Raw genomic sequence first — 19,178 nt, 5'->3', positions numbered from 1 at the left:
AAGTTTCATTACTTACTCAACCATTGACTTTTTTATAGTCTTCCAGAAACTTCTTCAATCCCGAATCCGTCAACGGATGATTCAATAAACCCTTGATAGCACTCAACGGACAAGTAGCAACGTCTGCTCCCACTTCCACACATTCGATAATATGTTTCGTATTGCGGATAGAAGCAGCGAGCACTTGTGTCTTGTAATCATAGGTACGATACATACGTACAATATCTCCCACAAGCCCTACTCCATCTTCACAAATATCGTCCAGACGACCGACAAAAGGCGAAACATAGGTAGCTCCGGCTTTAGCTGCCAGTAATGCCTGTCCTACTGAAAAGACTAATGTACAGTTAGTACGGATTCCCTTTTCCGTGAAATGTTTGATCGCTTTAATGCCATCGGCAATACAGGGGACTTTTACTACAATATGCGGATTGAGCGCGGCAAGTTCTTCACCTTCACGAATCATTCCTTCATAATCGGTTGCTATCACTTCGGCACTGACATCTCCGTTGACAATCTTACATATCTTGATATAATGTTCACGCTGATTCTGCGTTCCTTTGATACCTTCTTTCGCCATCAGCGAAGGGTTGGTAGTCACTCCGTCAAGTACTCCGAGGTCATAAGCCTCCTGAATTTGCTCCAAATTAGCTGTGTCAATAAAAAATTTCATATTCTTAATTTTTAATGGTTAACGATCTAATAGTCAAAGATAATAATTTATTTCCATTCATCTCTGATTATGCAATCGTTATTGACGAATCAAGATATACATCCTGAATAGTATTCAATAATTCCACCCCTTCGTTCATTGGTTTCTGGAACGCTTTACGTCCGCTAATCAATCCCATACCTCCTGCACGTTTGTTGACTACAGCTGTAATGACGGCATCACGCAAATCGGAAGAACCGTGAGATTCTCCACCGGAGTTAATCAAACCAACGCGTCCCATATAGCCGTTGGCTACCTGGTAGCGGCAAAGGTCAATCGGATGTTCGGAAGCAAGTTCGGTATACATACGCTCGTCGATCTTTCCGAAACCGATAGCTTTGAAGCCACCATTATTAGTCGGAAGTTTCTGTTTCACAATATCAGCTTTGATAGTCACTCCCAAACGGTCGGCCTGTCCTGTCAGGTCGGCGGCAGCATGATAATCGACAGCACCTTTCTTGAAATCATTATTGCGCAGGTAACACCAAAGAATGGTTGCCATCCCCAGTTCGTGAGCATATTCAAAAGCTTCGGCTATCTCCACGAGCTGACGGCGACTCTGTTCCGAACCGAAATAGATAGTGGCGCCTACCGCTACTGCTCCCATATTCCAGGCTTCTTTAACGGTACCAAACAATACTTGGTCGAAACTGTTAGGATAAGAAAGTAATTCATTGTGATTCAACTTAACGATAAAAGGTATTTTATGGGCATATTTACGTGCTACGGATCCAAGAATCCCAAAGGTAGAAGCTACTCCATTACAGCCTCCTTCAATAGCCAGTTTTACGATATTTTCCGGATCGAAATAGATCGGATTGGGGGCAAACGATGCTCCGGCAGTATGTTCGATGTCCTGATCGACAGGAAGTATAGACACATAACCGGTATTTGCCAGGCGGCCATGTCCCAACAACGTTTGCAGACTGTTCAATACTCTGATGCTCCGGTCCGAATCAATCCAGATTTTATCTATTGTATCGGGAGACGGAACATGAATCAATGATTTATCAATGGTTTCGCAAGTGTGGTCCAGGTAATAACAGGCCTTATCTCTTAATAATTCTACTACTTTACTCATAACTTCTTTTTTTAATGTGTAACTTTTCTATTTTTTCTTTCCCTGATTGGCTACTGCTTCCATCAGTTTTTTGATCTCTTCCGGGTTTCCCAGGAAATAGTCATTAGCAACGTTCAGGTTTTCATCAAACTCAAATACGTAAGGCACAGCCGTAGGTAGATTCAGCTTGACAATATCTTCATCGGAGATGTTTTTTAGATGCTTGATGATGCCTCTCAAACTATTGCCATGAGCGACCACCAACAGCGTATGAGCTGTTTTCAGACTAGGAAATATATCACTTTCCCAATAAGGCATAATACGTTCAATGGTATCTTTCAACGATTCAGTACGAGGCAACTCCGCATCGGGTACTTCATGATAACGGTAATCAAAACGGGGATTTCTCAAATCACTTTCTGAAAGAGGATGGGGAGCTATATCATAGCTACGACGCCACACTAGCACTTGTTCTTCTCCATATTTCTCGGCAGTCTCGGCTTTATTCAATCCCTGCAATTCACCATAATGCTTTTCATTCAAGCGCCAGCTTTTCTCTACAGGTATCCAGTCCAGATTCATCTTATCGAGAACACAGTTCAAGGTTTTCACCGCACGCTTCAAATAGGAAGTATAAGCCTTATCAAAATTGAAACCATATTCTTTCAATGTCTCTCCGGCTTTTTCAGCTTCGGCAACTCCCTTTTCTGTCAGATCTACATCTGTCCAGCCCGTAAAACGATTTTCTTTATTCCATGCACTCTCTCCGTGACGAAGTAATACTATCTTTTTCATTTCTAAAATTCTCCTTTCTTCTTTTTATATATACAACAGATTGTTTCTTCACAAAGTTCACTAGAAAATAAATAGTTGTCAATACCCAGAAATAATGATTCTTTCTACAAAGAAGCGGGATGCAGTAATCAGGGATATAAAAAAATACCCTCCTCTAATTCTAAGCTTGCATTATGGATGATGATTCATCAAAGCAAGGTTATCATTAGAGAAGAGTAAGTCTGTAAAAGTAATAAGAGAGAGTTTATATATACAAGAAAATCTGTTCTACTTTTCTATTTTTTCTATTCTTCGTTTTCCTCAAAGCTATTTATCAGAAGACCGCGTATCAGCATCTTTTCCATAATATCCTTCTTTTATTTTCTGAACGTTGCGCAGCAATGCCGCATAATGCCGGTAATTGAGATCTCCCTCCTTAGAAGCAGCAAGTTGCTCTTTTACTGACTCTTCAATCTTATCTAAATGCTGTTCTACAAAAAGCTGAATATCAGAACGGCTGATTGCCAGATTTGCATTGGCACCATCTTTGCTACTAGGTTTAATCATTCCTTCGACAAACCCCAGATAAGTCCGGTGCAACTGACGGCGGAAATTATTCTCCAGTTCACTGGGATCATTCAACGGTTTCCATATTGCAGTAAATACATCGTTCAAATAATCATCGAGTGCATACGATTCCGAAGAACACAATGAGGTTGAGTAAATATTATACAACATTCCCGGTGCAAGTAGCAAAGCTACAACAGAGCTTTGGCGGTCACGAATCTCATCCACCGGCTTGACTCCGGTACGACTCACCACTTCATCAGGATAGAGCCAGAGCGGAGCTACAAACAAATTGCGTCCCAACCATTCAACAGCTTCTTTCTGCAAACTGCGTGGCAGATAATCATGCACTTTGAGATCCGGCAAATTATTGGTATAGCGTCCTCCTATGTTCTTCTGCACTTGCAGGGTATACTTCAGATGTTGGGCACGAACCGAATTATAAATGGTGGTTAAGTCAGTGTACTCTCCGTCAGGCTGTGCTGTCCAGGTCAGTATGTTTTCCATCACTCTTTTCAGGTTCTTTATACCGTATTCATTGGCTTTCATATTATTGTCGCCCAAGTCCTCACTCTGGCTACGGGGATCAAATCCCTTTCCTTCATCACCAACAAACCACAAGCGATGATCTCCCCGCAGTTTTTTGGTTACTTCGGCACGTAATACGTCTTTTCTTTATAAGGATCCTTAAATTCCGGACGATAGCGATATCCCCATTGGATAGCCCATTTGTCATAAACACCGATACGAGGGAACAATCCTTTTTCGGAAATCCGATCTTCCGGTTGGGCTACATAATTGAACCGCGCATAATCCATGATTGATACCGTATGACCATTGGCTTCTACCCAAGCTTTATCACGCAGTTTCTCTACCGGAGTAGCCGAACTGGCTGCCATATTGTGCCGTAAGCCGATACTATGCCCCACTTCATGTGAAGAGACAAACTGAATCAGACTGCCCATTAATTTGTCGTCAAAAGTCATCGTGCGTGCGCGCTTATCCAGTGGCCCGCACTGCACCATATACCACTTTTTGAGTAAGTTCATTACGTTGTGATACCAACAAATATGACTTTCCATAATTTCTCCACTACGCGGATCGACAATACGCGGACCGTAAGCATTCTCCGTTTCGGAGGATAGATAACGTATCACACTATAACGCGCATCGTCCAAACTCATATTGGGATCGTTCGGCCATTCTTTAGCTATTATAGCGTTCTTGAATCCGGCAGCTTCAAATGCTGTATTCCAGTCTTCGACACCTGCTTTAAGATAAGGTATCCACTTCTTCGGTGTTGCCGGATCAATGTAGTAGATAATGGGATTTTTCGGTTCGGAGAGTTGTCCCCGACGGTAACGTTCCGGATCTTTCGGTTCCAACCGATAGCGCTGGATGATGGCTCCACGATCGGTAGTCTGCTGGTCGTCCGAAAATTCGGTCAACGAGTTTTGGAAAAATCCCACCCGGTCATCGGCAAACCGTGGCTGCATCGGTTCTTTGGGTAACATCACGATGCTTGTATTCAGTTTCACAGTCACCGAACCAGTCTGTGCAGCCGGTAGTCTACCAGCACTAATACTATAAGTACGCAAAGTCACTGCCTCCACGTTGATAGGATAAGTTTTTATCGTATCCATAAATGTGCGGTCCTGGGCTAAAGTACCGATGCCAAGAATGGAACGGTCGCTTGAGGTAAAGCCACACAATTTATTATCACCTAAAAAGAGTTTTGATACATCAATGAGCTGTGCCTGAGTCTCCGGATTTCTACCGATTACATCAAATTTATAGATTACAGGATCTACAGTCGATTGTTTCAATGCCTCGGCAATGTTATCACCCGGACGGGCAAACTGTGATTGCACATATTCGCGTAAAAAGAGAGTCTTATCATCATGCTGTTCCCAATAAACAACGCTCCGGTTCACCTCTTCTCCGCTAAGCATTTTGAAACCCTGTGGCACTGCTTTAAACCGGGTCACAGCCAACAACAACCGTCCTAAAAGAGTATCCGGCACTTCAAAATACCAGTTATCTTTGATGTGGCGTACCGTAAACATACCCTCACATTCACTTCCTCCATCTTTCAACAGTTTTTCATAAGCCGTTACTTTCTTAACAGTGTCTTTCTTGACCGTATCTTCCTGTGCTACCAGTTTCTTCTTTCCACTTTCCAGAAGAGATATACCACTGGCACGAGCTCCCACACCTTGCAAGGACAGGAACGCCAACACAGCCATCATCAAAATCTTTCGCATAGTTTTCTCTTTATTTTTTTTATTCGTTAGTGTTCATTGTCAGGTTCGGATTTTTTTCACGGGCAGCCAACGGGAATGGAATGATATACAACCGTGAATCCGGCTTCAACGTATATGTCTTTTTCTCGACATCCGTAGATACCAGCGGAAAAGTACGGGTGATTGTCTTTGCGTAATCAGCTTCCGTATTGTATCGTTTCAAATCCCAGAAGCGACTAAATCCGGAGATTAACTCCTTACGGCGCTCATCAATGACTGCCTGCACCATCGCACGTTCGGTAGCAGGTTCCGGCAATACAGCTTCGGCTCCCTTGATTCGTTTTTCACGCAACTGATTCAATGTTTGAACAGCTCCCGGTATATCTTTCAGCCGTGCTTTCGCTTCTGCCAGAATCAGGTAAACTTCGGCAGTACGCATTCCCACAGACATAGGCTGAAACTTAGAATAAGTAATCGAAGTATTCCACAAAGCAGCTCCTGAACCTTCGTCAAAGTAGTATATACTGTTGTCACTCGTTTTAAAGAATTGGTTCAAACGTTCATCATTCTGCCCGAAAAGTTGTACCATCTCCGGGCTAAGCATACCATAACAAAAGGCCAAAACTTCAGTAGGACCACCCATATAAGCATAGTTCAGCACTTCCGGGTTACCGCCTTTGGCATAAGTAGTAACCTTAGTCGGACCTCCTTTAGCTCCCAAATCAATATAATCAATCAGGGTATTATTCAACTTCAATGATTCTTCGGCAGCTTCTTTCGCTTTTTTCCAATCTCGATGGAACAGATAAACACGGGCAGCCAACGCATATCCAAAAGCTTTTGACGGATGATATACATTCACCGGCTCTTCCTGTAAATAAGGAAGCGCTTCTTCTATATCCTTAATAATAAAATCGTATACTTGAGCAACCGTAGATTTGGTTGGAGTAGCCTCCAAATCATATTTATCAATGATAGCAACTCCACCGTCAGTGGCTGCAGTTTCCGGATTATATGCTTTCGCAAATGTATTTATCAGAATAAAGTGATCCCAGGCACGCATGATCTTTGCTTCCGCTTTTGCCAATTCCTTAACATCTTTATCACCCAGACTAGCATCAACCAATGAAATTACGATATTTGACCGTAGGATATATGTATAACAATTTTCATATAAATTGTTATCACTTAGCTCTTTCCGGTTAGCTGCCTCATTAAAAGTCATGTTAATACCATCCCATGAAATAAATTCATTACCTATGATATTCGATTCTTTCGACCAGACATTATCGCTCAACAAGGCAAAAGCTGCCGGATGGTAGGCCCGGTTGGGCAGGGCTATCAATTCATAATAAGTATCAGTAGAATCCACCGTTTTCTTGCCTGTAGGAGTAATATCCACATAGTTTTCACAGGCTGCAAAACCCAATATGAGAATAACTGGCAATATATAAAGTAATTTACGCATATCTTATATCTTTTAAATGGTTAGAAACTTGTTGATAATCCGATGGAGTAAGTCTTGGGAGAAGCGATGCCACGTGTACCGTCATTCATTCCATAGCTTTCCGGATCAATATCACTTCCTGCCTTACACCAGGTAAACAGATTATTTACCTGCACTTTCACTTTCAGAGAAGAGAGGCGGAGGTGTTGGCAAACCGTAAACGGTAAGTTATACCCTACACTCAAGCTACGCAATTTTACATAACCTGCATCTTTCACATTGATGTCACCGTATTGCCACCAATCTTGGAAAGTGCTGGCATAAGTTTTCACCTGTGCCGGTATATCGAGGCACATACGTACCTGTGCATTCGAATCATCCGCAGTCCAACGGTTGGCAATTCCTTTCAAGGTTTGAGTACCTAACTGGTCATCCATTTTTAATACACTGTTACGCAGCTTATTACCACCAGCATACACAAAGAATGCATTCAAATCAAAATTCTTATAGTTGAATCTTAACCCCACTGACCCGCTGAATTTCGGAGTCAGCGAACCAAGGTTCACCAAGTCATCAGTACCTTTGAGCGAAGAACCAGAAGTGATACTGGCTACCGTGCCGTCTTCATTAAATTTCACCAGATCATTTCCATCTTTATCCACTGCTACCGGATATCCATTCTCGATACGATGTATACGGTAAGCCCATAACGTATTATAACTAGTACCTTCCATAAAATAATTCAGCGGACTCTTTATAAAGAGGCTCGCATTATCAGATTCACTATGATCGACTTTCAACATTTTGTTCTTATTATAGTCAAAGTTAAAATCTACAGCGAAGTTCCAGTCTTTCTTACGTATGATATTGGCTGAAAGGGAAAGCTCTACACCACGATTACGCATCTCACCATTATTTACTACACGTGAGCCAGCTCCTAAAGTCGGATCCATATATCGGCGTACCAACAAATCAGATGAGTGACGATTATAATACTCCAGAGTACCACTTATCAGATTCTTGAAAAGACGGAAATCTAATCCTATATTGTAAGTAGCCGTTTTCTCCCAGCGAAGCTTCGGATTCGGCAGATCATCATCCTCGTAAGTCAGATAAGTCGTTTTGATGGGATTGCTCTGTGTTTTTTTCTTTACAACAAAATAGGTAGTCGAAGCTTGATCTACATTACCGTTAATACCGTACGTCATACGTAGTTTAAGGTAATCCAGCCAGGAAATCTCTTTCATGAATGATTCTTCCGACAGAATCCAAGACGCACCGACTGACCACAAAGGATGGCGCTGATTACGTATATCGAGCCCGAACAAATCGGCTTGATCCCAACGAATACTTCCGGAAAGATTATAACGTGACAGATAAGAGTATCCTGCATTTGCATAAAAAGACGCATAACGATGGCGTGACTCGTGCAAAGTAGCAGACAGCCCCGATAAAGTAATCGTTCTGTCAGAAAGAGCACTGGTTCCTACACCGTCACGATAGGCTTGCCAATTCATAAAATCAGAAGTTAATGTTTGCGGATCGTAGCCATACAACAATTGGCGGGCAGGTGTCGGAATCTTATTTTCACGAAATTCCAGACCGGCAATGGCAGTTACTGCATGGTCCTTCCAAGTTTTATCAAAGTCTATTTGGTTTCGTACCGTGTAACGCTTACTTTCAACTTCTGTCTGAGAAAAACGTCCCCCTTGCGGCAATTGTGCTTTTCCATTTGTATCAACCATACTGTTATGTAGCATACGCATTACATAAGTATTTTCCGACTCAAATAGTTCACTCTTATCTTTATTCCATTCATACTGATACATGAAGTTGTATTTGAACATTTTCAGGAAACGAGCCTGTAAACTTACAAACGGACGAATACTAACATCATGTGACTTTGTTATGCTTTCCTCCAATGCATCAAGTACATTGAAACCAAACGTTCTATAAGGTGAGACACCTTCAGCTTTTCTTACAACACTCCCATTATAGGAAGGAGATGTATCCACATTCACGTAAGGAGAAGTATAATGGTTACCATCGGCATCCAATATCCGTTCATATCGCTGTTGCAGGGTGTAGCTAGTATAACCGCTATTCGGGGTATAACTACGTCCCATACGTACATCCACTCCGGCATTCAGGTTCAGCCAGTTTGTAACCGCATAATTCGATTTATAGTATAAAGAAATTTTATTACTTTTGCCACTGATAACGCGCTGACTATCCTTTTCATAATTGAAAGAAAGGAGATGGTTGCTATTTCCGGCTTTCTGTGATACGGTTACATTATAGCGCTGGGTTATAGCCGTACGCCAAGCGTTATCACGATATTCTTTATAATAATCATTATTGCGCCATTGCCTCAACGTAGCATTTACTTCACCACTGGTAATATCCCCATTGGCCTGATCCAGATAAAGCTGAAACAAGGGATTGTAATAATTATACTCAAAAGAAGATAAAAAATTCGCCGCACTTCCTTTTTCCGCTACATTGGCATCAAAAACAGCTGTCTGATAATCAATAATATCACTTGTTGAAGCTAAATTCAAACTCTTGAAATTTGGTTTGGTAGTGATAAACCAGTCTGCATTAATGCTCACGTGCGCACCTTCTTTTTTAGCCCGCATCGTGGCTACCACAATAACGCCATTGGCTGCCAAAGCACCATAAATACTGGCAGCGGCAGCATCTTTCAGAACAGTGATACTCTCTACATTATACGGATTTATCTCGCTCAATCTCAAATTGGTTGGCATATCGTCCACAACAATCAGTGGTTCTGTTCCCACATCATGCGAGAATGTACCTACCCCACGAAGAATAGGACTCATATCACCCGTATTCGAATTGATATTCATACGCAAACCAGCTACTTGCCCTTCCAGAGATGAGGCCAGATCACTGTGCATCTGTCTGTTCAGTTGCTCGGAATCAACAAAACCGAAAGCGGCAGTAGAACGTTCACGGCTAATACGCTGATAACCAGTCACAATAACATCACCCAACTGTTGCTTGTCCTCATGCATTATCACCCTGACGTTGTTACGGTCTTTAACAGAAACCTTTTCCGACTGCATACCAACGAAAGACACTTCCAATGTATGTACATCGACCGGAACTCTACAAGTAAAGTTTCCCTCTGCGTCCGTAATAGCACCAAAGGGACTGTTAAGCACCTTTACATTTGCTCCCGGCAAGGGATCACCACTTTCATCCACTACCTGACCTCCAACATTTCTGAACTTGCCTGAAGCAGTTGTCGAGGTAGTTTTCACTTTACGGACAGTGATGAAATTTTGTTTCACATCATACTCAAAAGGCTTTCCTTCCAGCATCTTCTGAAGTGCTGCAAAAGGAGACATCTGATATATACTCACAGTTACACGATAGGGTGCAACGTCTTCACTGGGAAAATTCACCTTATAACCAGATACATTGCTGAACTGCTTCAAGGCCGAACCGAGCGGTTCGTTTTTCATCTCTAAAGAAATCTGCCTGTTTTCTGCATTCTGCGCCCATCCTTGCAAGGTTGCTGCTGTGAGCACCAGCAATAGAAAGGCAGTTTTCATCCATACAAGCTTTCTTTTAGTTCTTTTTTCTAATAATGTAATTTGTTGCTTTTTCATAAGAGTTGTATTTGTATAGTTAAATCTGTTTGATCGTAATGGTTCCGTCCTGATAGTCTACCTGCACTTTCTCCAACTTATTCAGCAGTTCCAATGCTTCATCCAAATGGGTATTTTTATTAGCCCAGAAGTTCAACCTGATATGATACAATTCGCGCCGCTCGAAATCGATATTCACATTATACCATCTTCCCAAAGCACCCATGATTTCTTCCAACGGCACATCCTCAAAGTAGAACATTCCCTCTGTCCAGGCTGTATATGTAGCGATATTCACTTCTGATACTTTTTCCTCTCCGGTTTCCGTATAGGTCAAATCCTGTCCCGGACGTAATGTTACCGACTTATTGTTAACTGTGTTTGTAACCTGCACCTTACCATTCACCAAAGTTACATGACGATCTTCAACAGTATAGGAACGCACGTTGAATTTAGTTCCCAGCACCATGGTATTCATGCCATTAGCACATACAATAAACGGATGTTCGGCATCTTTTGCCACTTCAAAGCAAGCCTCCCCTTCTAGTTCCACACGTCGTTCTTTTCCATGAAATGCCACAGGGTAGCGCAAACGACTTTCAGCATTGAGCCATACCTTAGTCCCATCAGCCAGTACCAGCAGAAAATCTTTTCCACGTGGTGTAGTCAAAGTCTGACAGCATACAGTGTCTGCCGAGACAGTTTTCCAGTCTTTCACATCCATCACACTGTCTGTCAATAACTGCTGTTCACTACGACCATCCATTTGTAGGACCACATGTTCATCATTGTTGTTCGCAGCAAAAAAACGTATCGGCTGTTCTGCAGGTAAAGAAGTGGAAGGAAGCAAAGAAGGAATCAGAAAAGCCAGTATCAAGACAGCTGCAGCAGAAGAAGCAATTGCCAAGATACGCATTTTCTTTCTGTACTTGCGTTTCCGTTGCAGATTCTCACGTATCACAGCTTCCTTACAAGCCATTAATTCCAAGAAAAGTTCTTTATTTTCAGGTATACCTATCCACTGAAGAAATTCATCAGTTTCTCTTAATTGTGGATGTTGTATGGCACGAAGTGCATAATCTAATTTTTTATCTGAATGGTCTATCATAGTGTCAATAGTTTCATTAAACACGTAAAGGTTACTGAAACTGATGACACCCCGATAGGATTTTTTTTAAAAAAAGATGGTTAATTGTTTTCGGAGTATCTTTAAAGCTCTGGCAATGTGCGTTCTAACGGTATTATCACTAATACGTAACTTTTCACTGATTTCCGCACATTTCTTTTCATTTAAGAAGAATTCTTCCACTACGGTTCGCATTTGTGGAGCCATCTGGCGAATACTCTCCTGCATCCGGTTTATCTTGTCTTCATACTCACGGTATTCTTTCACAGTCCAGCCACTGTAAAGTTCTTCCAGATATCTTTCCGCATTTTTATGCACCACGTTCTGATGACGTATTTGGTCAATACAACGATTTCGCACCATGACGAAGAATAACGGCAGCAGATCCTCTTCCGTTGTCAACCGTTCGTTGCTCTCAAGCACCGAACAAAAGACATCGTTCACCACATCTTTTGCGCTTTCCTCATCATTCAGCAGATTATATGCATGAATATAGAGTTTTTGCCAATGTTCCCTGTATATAACAGTTATAGCATTTTGACTATTATTCATGTATTTATAGTTACTTTTTGCGTTTCATAGAGCGCAAAGATAACCAATTGGAGCAAAAAACACTCTATTTATTAAAAAAGATTATAATTCATATAAATACATTTGTTGTTATAGACATATTCTATTCCCATCGTCTGACTCTTAATATTTTGACACTATGTTTCTCTCCAGAAAGATACGATTCACAACTATATCCAGCCGTTTCCATTCATCTGGACATTGATTTAATCTTCGCTTTATCTTTACGCGTACAGAATGCTTCGATTACTTTTTTTACACGAAGATAATTTATTGATACTCTGCTCATATATGCCCATTTTCTTTGTAATACATACTTTCCTTGTGATACAATCATACTATCTTTTACTTTTTTAAGGTGGAATTCAACAAAAATGATTATTTTTACGAGCAAATTATTGTCTAACTACCTGATAATACAGACATACCTTGAAAATAAACGAACAAAACGAAAGCGAATTCCTACAAAAGCTTATGAACAAAGCGAATATAGGATGGTGGGAAGCTGACTTGAAAGCAGAGACTTACAAGTGTTCGGAACTTATCTCCCAACTACTCGGAATAGGAGAAGACGGGCTCATCAGTTTCGAAGATTTCAACAAGCGTATTCTAAAAGAAGATCAGGGATACGCAACTTTTCCATCTTTTGACAAAGTACAACAGACTGTAGAAGAAATATACTTGTTTGATACTCCCAAAGGTCATGTATGGATTCGTAGCAAGGCATGCTTCCAGGAAACAGACGAAAATGGTAACACCAAAGTATATGGAATTGCCGAAACCCAAGAGGGAATTCATATAGCATCTGCACACCAGGCTCTACAAAATAGCGAGCGGATCCTTCATAATATATATAAGAATCTTCCGGTAGGCATCGAATTATATGATAAGGACGGTCAAATGGTCGACCTGAATAAAAAAGATATGGAAATGTTCCGTATTTCCAATAAAGAAGATATTTTGGGAGTCAACATTTTCGAGAATCCTATATTGCCGGAAGAGATAAAACAGAAAATAAAAGACAATGAGAACGCAGATTTTACATTCCGGTATGACTTTTCCAAAATCAACAAATATTATCAGCCTAACAGTACAACCGGTTTCATTGACTTAACAACCAAAGTCACCACTCTATACGATCACAATCACGAACCTATCAACTACCTCTTAATTAATGTAGACAAGACCGAAGATACAATTGCTTATAATAAGATTCAGGAATTCGAGAGTTTTTTCGACCTGGTAGGAGATTATGCCAAAGTAGGTTACGCGCACTTCGATGCTTTGAGTCGGGATGGGTATGCTTTGAGAAGCTGGTACAGGAATGTAGGTGAAAAAGAGGGTACCCCATTGCCGGAAATCATCGGCATTCATTCCCATTTCCATCCAGAAGATCGAGCTGTGATGATCGACTTCCTGGATAAAGTGATAAAAGGAGAAAGTTCCAAGCTATCCCGCGATGTCCGGATTCGCAGAGCAGATGGAAATTACACTTGGACACGGGTTAACGTATTAGTAAGGAATTACCAGCCCCAGGACAATATCATCGAAATGCTGTGTATCAACTTTGATATTACCGAACTGAAAGAGACAGAGCGGATGCTGATTGGCGCCAAAGAGAAAGCTGAAGAAGCCGACCGGCTAAAATCTGCTTTTCTTGCGAATATGAGTCATGAGATACGTACCCCGCTCAATGCGATAGTAGGCTTTTCCAGTTTGCTTGAGGAAGCGGAGGATGCAGAAGAAAAACATCTGTATGCAACGATTATTGAAGAAAACAACAAGCTCTTGTTACAACTGATCTCGGATATTCTTGACTTGTCAAAGATTGAGGCAGGGACTTTCGACATTATCCCAGAACAAGTGGATGCACAACAACTTTGCAACGAACTGCTACAATCTATGCAGGTAAGGGCTACAGAGCAAGTAGAGATTCTCTTAGCACCGGAACTGCCCGAGCTTACTTTTACCAGCGACAAAAACAGGTTGTATCAGGTATTGCTGAATTTTGTAACGAATGCTCTGAAATTTACTTCCGAGGGCAGTATTGTTATTGATTACCGAATCAACGGAAATGAAGTCAGATTCTCGGTTCAAGATACGGGAATGGGCATCGAACCGGAAAAGCAGGAAGCTATCTTTACCCGATTCGTGAAATTGAATAATTTTATTGCCGGCACAGGGCTGGGACTCCCTATCTGTCAAAGTATCGTCACACAGTTAGGCGGCAAAATCGGAGTGGAATCAGAACCGGGGAAAGGTTCTTGTTTCTGGTTTACGCATCCGATTAACTAAAATCTAAATTCAAAATAAATATCAGAAAACAATGTTTACCGGTTTCTCTTTAAGAAAATACGATCTGTTATAGTGTTGGGAAGTTCCGATTCATAATGTGTCACCATAATCATCGTCTTATCTTTGCGTCGGCAGAAAGCCTCAATCACTTTCTTTACCCGTCGACGATTATAAGTATCCAAGCCATGAAGCGGTTCATCCAGAATCAGCAGTTCCGGGTCTTTGACGAAAGCTCTTGCCAACAAGGACAAACGTTGTTCTCCACTGGATAGTTGCAGGAATGGTTTATCTTTCAAATCTGCAATGCCAAATATATCCATCCACCACTCACAGATAGCCATCTGTTCCGGTTGAGGACGTTTATACAGACCGATACTGTCATGCAAACCACTGGCTACAATCTCAATAGCGGGCAGATTTTTAAGATAAGCACGGTGCATCTCCGGACTTACGTAACCAATATGTTTCTTGATTTCCCAAATACTTTCTCCCGTCCCTCTTTTCCGTCCGAAGAGACTGATGTCACAGGCATACGATTGCGGATTGTCTGCACAGACAAGGCTCAACAGAGTCGATTTCCCAGCACCGTTCTCACCACTCAACGCCCACTTCTCACCACGACGGACTGTCCAGTCCAGTTCTTTCAGAATAGTTCGGTCGCCATAACGGATACTGACCTTATTAAGTTTTACTACTTCCTCCGAATCGTAATTGTTGCCATCAGATGGCAAATCTATAATCCGTTGCTGCAAATCATCCAAAGCGGTAACCACATCTCTACTGCGGAAAGCTTCCAGATAGGCTTCACGTTCCATTTTAGGAAAGACCTCCATTTTGTCCACAGGAATGACATGAGTGATGAATGAAGGTATATCATCGAGCATGGAAAGTACCAGAATGATCTGTACGGACGACATTTTTGTCAGACGTTCGAGCAAAGAAAACAACAGTTCACGCGTAGGAGCATCCAGTCCGATAAACGGATTATCCATAATCAACACGCGGGGAGCAGTCAACAGGGTTTTGGTTAGCTGGAATTTACGTAATTCACCGCTGGAAAGGAGAATAATTTTCTTGTCGAGCAACGGTTCGATACGGAAGAGTTCAAACAGTTCGCGTTGTAGTTGCTCGTCCTTGATTTCTCCCAACATCTCACGAACATCAGGAGCTTCATCCTGATCGTGAGCATTCCAACGCTGCTGGTAGTAGTAATTGGCATCGGCAGCTCCATAGGTATCACGGAAAGCAATGTATTTCACATTATCATAAAGAGTCTGGGTGGCAGAGGGGGAAAAATCATATTGTACGGTTCCTTCACGCAATGGATATTTTCCGATCAGGGTATCTACAAAAAGACTTTTACCGCCACCATTGGGACCTACAATAGCTATGTGTTCATTCGCTCCGATAGTTGCCGTGATGGGTTTGGCTAAACGCACAAGCGGGTTGCGTGCTACGCCCCCCGCCATGCAGAATGTATTTTGGTTCATATTCTTTTATTCTGTTTTATTATTGCCCGCAAAGGTAACAATTTTATCATAAAAGACGCCAAATTGCAAACATATTCTTATTCGTTCCGTAGAAGGAATATCTTTATTTACTTACTAAACCCATAAGGTGGACATTCAAAATTGGTAATATCCAATTTGTATTCCATCATATCTTTCAACTCGTGTATGGGACGTTCCAATTCGTAAGGTATCGATTGTCTGCTGAATTGCTGGAAGTAAAGCAAACAAGCATCCCGCCACCAGACAGCATCCCGTGCCTGAATCTTCAGGCGGTGTTGCACATCACGAAAACGTTCGGAATCAATATACGGTTCCATCCTGTCCCACACATTTTGAAAGTTTCTCACTTCGTTTACACCACGATCATACGCGTAGCACAGTTCTGCCCAAAGTGTACGTCCGCTCTTCATCTGATGATTCCAAGGGACATGGTGAAACCAAAGGAGCAGATTCTCCGGACAAGTATTCACATTGTCCAGTTGCTCGCATAATGGAGAATGGTATTGTCCGGTAGCATTACTTCCTGTACTGCTGCGGTCGAAACCTATTCCCATGTTGTCGGCACGGTGGTAATAAGGAGGCAGCCAATCCGGGCGGGCATCGGGAATATCACACCAGGGTTCCGGTCCGTAATGATGTCCCCATGCAAAGATATGATGCAAGCCGAGAGGCATCATGTAGTCTACTACTGCTTCTCTCGATTTTTGAAGCACTTGGAAGTTGAGAAGGGAGAGTTCAGCGTCGACCTGCTCTTTTTGAATGACTTCTCCTGCCGGAGTATCGGTTTGCGCACCGGTAACGGGAAGAAAAGTTTGTTTCAACCATTCTTCTCCTATCTGTTCGGAAGAGAGCGAATGTTTCCATGCCAATCGTCCGAAAGCATACCAGTTGGCTTGAGCAAAAGGATGTCCACACCAATTAGTATCATCACCGATGTTTGCCACTCCGGAAATAGCCGTGAGCGGATGAAAGAATAAAGAACCATCTGTCACACGGGCAACGGTAGAGCCTTTGCCTTGCAGATAAGTATCACTGTCTAAACACTCTTTCCACATAGGAGCAAGGAATGCAAGATGATTGGAAAAACCAAGATACTCTTGTGTGATTTGAAATTCGGGCATAACTGCCGTCTTTTTCATGGCTCCGAACAGCGGGCTGAATGGTTCACGGGGTTGGAAATCTATCGGACCGTTCTTGATCTGCACAATAACATTATCCCGAAATTTATCATCCAAAGGTTCAAATTCAAGATAGGCTTGTTTGGCACGGTCGCTGTCGGTAGGAGAATAAACGAAAGCGCGCCACATCACAATGCCATGATAGGACCTCAACACATCGGCAAACATATTGGCTCCTTCGGCATGAGTCCGTCCGTAGTCACACGGACCGGGCTGCCCTTCGGAATTCGCTTTCACCAGAAAACCTCCGAAATCGGGAATCAGAGAATAAATCTCTTTGGCTTTCTGCTTCCACCAGTTTATCACTTCTTTATTCAACGGATCGGAAGTGGATAAACCGCCTAAAGCTGCGGGAGAAGAGAAATTGATAGAAAGATATATTTTCAAGCCATAAGGGCGGAAAACGTCGGCCAAGACTTTGACTTTCTGCAAATAATCATTAGATAGTATCTTAGGACTTGCATTGACATTGTTTATTACAGTGGCATTAATGCCGATAGAAGCATTGGCACGAGCGTAGGCTTCATAACGGGGAGAGACAACAGACGGAAGTTCGTCCCATTTCCAAAGTGAATGTCCGGCATATCCGCGTTCGATTGTACCATCCAAGTTATCCCAATGATTCAGGATACGAATTCGATAATCAGGTCGTTCGGAGATATTGAGGGATTGCAAAGCTGATTCCGGTAGTTGTCCGGTAGCTTGCAGACGGAGTAAATGATACGTTCCATAAAGTACTCCTTGTTCACCGGAAGAAGCTATCGTTATTTGACTGCCACCTTTGGAGGTCTGAATCGTATATCCCTCATTTCCAAGTGCACGAAGTTCTTTATTGTTCCGGACCTCCAAAGTAACCGGGATTCCTCCCTGCCAGAAGTTCTGTAATTCGGAAACCGCAATACGTAATGTAGGTGATTGTTTCTTGCTGGTAATTTCCGCTTTCGCTCCCGATGCATAACGAAGCCACAAGGCACTTCCATCTTCTGCCCAAATAGAAGAAAAGCAAAAAAGGATAGTGAATATCAATGCAAATATATTTCTAGGCATATTTTTCAGATAGAAGCGGTAGTTTTAATGTATTCTATTATTCATCTTTTCCCTCGATAGTAATGATTCGCCCGTCTGCATCATACTGAAGTTCACAGACTTTTAGGCTACGGAGCCAAGTCTTTCCCTCTGATGGTACACAATCGTGATGAAACAGATACCACTTACCTTTAAACTCTACAATAGCATGGTGAGTAGTCCATCCTACCACCGGAGTCAGAATGACTCCCTGATAAGTAAACGGACCATAAGGGTTATCACCTGTTGCATAGCAGAGCAAATGAGTGTCTCCCGTAGAATAGGAAAAATAGTATTTACCATTATATTTATGCATCCACGAAGCTTCGAAGAAACGGCGTTCCGTATCCCCTGCTGTCAATGGCTTACCGTCTTCATCCAGAATTACCACTGCACGGGGTTCTTCGGCAAACTCCATCATGTCTTCACTCAAACGAGCAACACGCGACGGGATTGCCTCCTCCTCTCCTTCCGGCAAAATGGCAGATTCCAAGGCTTTATTATTACGGTAACGTTGAAGTTGTCCACCCCACAATCCACCGAAATACATATAATAGTTACCATCTCCGTCATCCCATACAGCCGGATCGATGCTGTAACTTCCCTTCATCGGATTAGCTTCCGGTATAAAAGGACCATAAGGTTTATCACTCACAGCTACCCCGATACGAAATATATCATTCTGATCTTTCAATGGAAAATACATATAGTACTTACCATCTTTACAAACCACATCACAATCCCATAGTTGACGGCCCGCCCAAGGAATATCCTCTGTGGAAAGCACCACTCCATGATCTTTTATTTCACCGTTCATCACATCATCCATAGAATACACGTGATAATCTTTCATATTGAAATGATCGCCATTATCATTTTCAGCAATACCACTTTCCCAATCGTGCGAGGGATAAATATACAGTTTGCCATCAAATACATGTACGGCAGGGTCAGCCATATAATCACTGGGAACTAAATATCTTTTTTCTGTTTTCATGCTTTTTCGGTTTTTC

At 42.1% G+C, this 19,178-nt stretch carries 11 protein-coding genes and 1 pseudogene; 1 reads left to right on the top strand and 11 read right to left on the bottom strand.

Going from position 1 to position 19,178, the window contains the following annotated elements; all coding sequences use genetic code 11:
• Window positions 1–16 precede the first annotated feature (16 nt).
• The 8 genes and pseudogenes from fsa to N5O98_RS19705 all read right to left on the bottom strand — a co-directional run bounded on the left by fsa (window position 17) and on the right by N5O98_RS19705 (window position 12,098).
• Window positions 17–673, bottom strand: coding sequence for a fructose-6-phosphate aldolase (gene fsa / locus N5O98_RS19745; protein WP_004300824.1), 657 nt, complete (start codon window positions 671–673; stop codon window positions 17–19).
• Between the two features lie 67 nt (window positions 674–740).
• Window positions 741–1,793, bottom strand: a complete 1,053-nt coding sequence (locus N5O98_RS19740) for a class I fructose-bisphosphate aldolase (protein WP_004300825.1) — start codon at window positions 1,791–1,793, stop codon at window positions 741–743.
• 27 nt (window positions 1,794–1,820) lie between these two features.
• The gene (gene gpmA / locus N5O98_RS19735) at window positions 1,821–2,567 is read right to left on the bottom strand and encodes a 2,3-diphosphoglycerate-dependent phosphoglycerate mutase (RefSeq protein WP_004300826.1); all 747 of its coding nucleotides are present in this window, start codon (window positions 2,565–2,567) and stop codon (window positions 1,821–1,823) included.
• 306 nt (window positions 2,568–2,873) lie between these two features.
• Window positions 2,874–5,377, bottom strand: a pseudogene (locus N5O98_RS27515) (zinc-dependent metalloprotease).
• A 19-nt stretch (window positions 5,378–5,396) separates the two neighbouring features.
• Entirely contained in the window at window positions 5,397–6,824 is a 1,428-nt protein-coding gene (locus N5O98_RS19720) for a RagB/SusD family nutrient uptake outer membrane protein (protein WP_004311426.1), read from the bottom strand.
• Window positions 6,825–6,844: 20 nt separating this feature from the next.
• Window positions 6,845–10,441 carry a SusC/RagA family TonB-linked outer membrane protein gene (locus N5O98_RS19715; RefSeq protein WP_004311425.1) on the bottom strand — a complete coding sequence of 1,199 codons (3,597 nt, stop codon included), beginning with the start codon at window positions 10,439–10,441 and terminating at the stop codon, window positions 6,845–6,847.
• Window positions 10,442–10,460: 19 nt separating this feature from the next.
• Window positions 10,461–11,528 carry a FecR family protein gene (locus N5O98_RS19710; protein ID WP_061447815.1) on the bottom strand — a complete coding sequence of 356 codons (1,068 nt, stop codon included), beginning with the start codon at window positions 11,526–11,528 and terminating at the stop codon, window positions 10,461–10,463.
• Between the two features lie 66 nt (window positions 11,529–11,594).
• Window positions 11,595–12,098: an RNA polymerase sigma factor gene (locus tag N5O98_RS19705; RefSeq protein WP_004300832.1), complete on the bottom strand. Its 504-nt coding sequence runs from the start codon at window positions 12,096–12,098 to the stop codon at window positions 11,595–11,597.
• Window positions 12,099–12,590: 492 nt separating this feature from the next.
• On the opposite strand from N5O98_RS19705, the gene N5O98_RS19700 reads away from it, so the two are divergent.
• Window positions 12,591–14,411 carry a PAS domain-containing sensor histidine kinase gene (locus N5O98_RS19700; RefSeq protein ID WP_182423465.1) on the top strand — a complete coding sequence of 607 codons (1,821 nt, stop codon included), beginning with the start codon at window positions 12,591–12,593 and terminating at the stop codon, window positions 14,409–14,411.
• 35 nt (window positions 14,412–14,446) lie between these two features.
• Here the strand turns inward: N5O98_RS19700 and N5O98_RS19695 are convergent, their stop codons facing one another.
• The 3 genes from N5O98_RS19695 to N5O98_RS19685 form a co-directional block, all read right to left on the bottom strand.
• Window positions 14,447–15,901 (bottom strand): ATP-binding cassette domain-containing protein, encoded by a 1,455-nt coding sequence (locus tag N5O98_RS19695; RefSeq protein ID WP_004304375.1) that lies wholly within the window; start codon window positions 15,899–15,901, stop codon window positions 14,447–14,449.
• Window positions 15,902–16,008: 107 nt separating this feature from the next.
• Window positions 16,009–18,147, bottom strand: a complete 2,139-nt coding sequence (locus N5O98_RS19690; RefSeq protein ID WP_004311421.1) for an alpha-glucuronidase family glycosyl hydrolase — start codon at window positions 18,145–18,147, stop codon at window positions 16,009–16,011.
• A gap of 37 nt (window positions 18,148–18,184) precedes the next feature.
• A complete protein-coding gene (locus N5O98_RS19685) occupies window positions 18,185–19,162 on the bottom strand; it encodes a glycoside hydrolase family 43 protein (protein WP_004311420.1) in 978 nt (325 codons plus the stop codon).
• Window positions 19,163–19,178: the final 16 nt, after the last annotated feature.

It is taken from the genome of Bacteroides sp. LFL-34 (assembly GCF_027257075.1).
In the GTDB taxonomy this organism is placed as follows: domain Bacteria; phylum Bacteroidota; class Bacteroidia; order Bacteroidales; family Bacteroidaceae; genus Bacteroides; species Bacteroides ovatus.
Note: the sequence above shows the minus strand (reverse complement) of the source record. Positions and strands in the feature narration are given on the sequence as shown.

Excerpts from the sequence above, each read along its gene's own strand:
- fsa (WP_004300824.1), bottom strand. The coding sequence starts at position 673 with ATGAAATTTTTTATTGACACAGCTAATTTGGAGCAAATTCAGGAGGCT.
- N5O98_RS19740 (WP_004300825.1), bottom strand. The coding sequence starts at position 1,793 with ATGAGTAAAGTAGTAGAATTATTAAGAGATAAGGCCTGTTATTACCTG.
- gpmA (WP_004300826.1), bottom strand. The coding sequence starts at position 2,567 with ATGAAAAAGATAGTATTACTTCGTCACGGAGAGAGTGCATGGAATAAA.
- N5O98_RS19720 (WP_004311426.1), bottom strand. The coding sequence starts at position 6,824 with ATGCGTAAATTACTTTATATATTGCCAGTTATTCTCATATTGGGTTTT.
- N5O98_RS19715 (WP_004311425.1), bottom strand. The coding sequence starts at position 10,441 with ATGAAAAAGCAACAAATTACATTATTAGAAAAAAGAACTAAAAGAAAG.
- N5O98_RS19710 (WP_061447815.1), bottom strand. The coding sequence starts at position 11,528 with ATGATAGACCATTCAGATAAAAAATTAGATTATGCACTTCGTGCCATA.
- N5O98_RS19705 (WP_004300832.1), bottom strand. The coding sequence starts at position 12,098 with ATGAATAATAGTCAAAATGCTATAACTGTTATATACAGGGAACATTGG.
- N5O98_RS19700 (WP_182423465.1), top strand. The coding sequence starts at position 12,591 with ATGAACAAAGCGAATATAGGATGGTGGGAAGCTGACTTGAAAGCAGAG.
- N5O98_RS19695 (WP_004304375.1), bottom strand. The coding sequence starts at position 15,901 with ATGAACCAAAATACATTCTGCATGGCGGGGGGCGTAGCACGCAACCCG.
- N5O98_RS19690 (WP_004311421.1), bottom strand. The coding sequence starts at position 18,147 with ATGCCTAGAAATATATTTGCATTGATATTCACTATCCTTTTTTGCTTT.
- N5O98_RS19685 (WP_004311420.1), bottom strand. The coding sequence starts at position 19,162 with ATGAAAACAGAAAAAAGATATTTAGTTCCCAGTGATTATATGGCTGAC.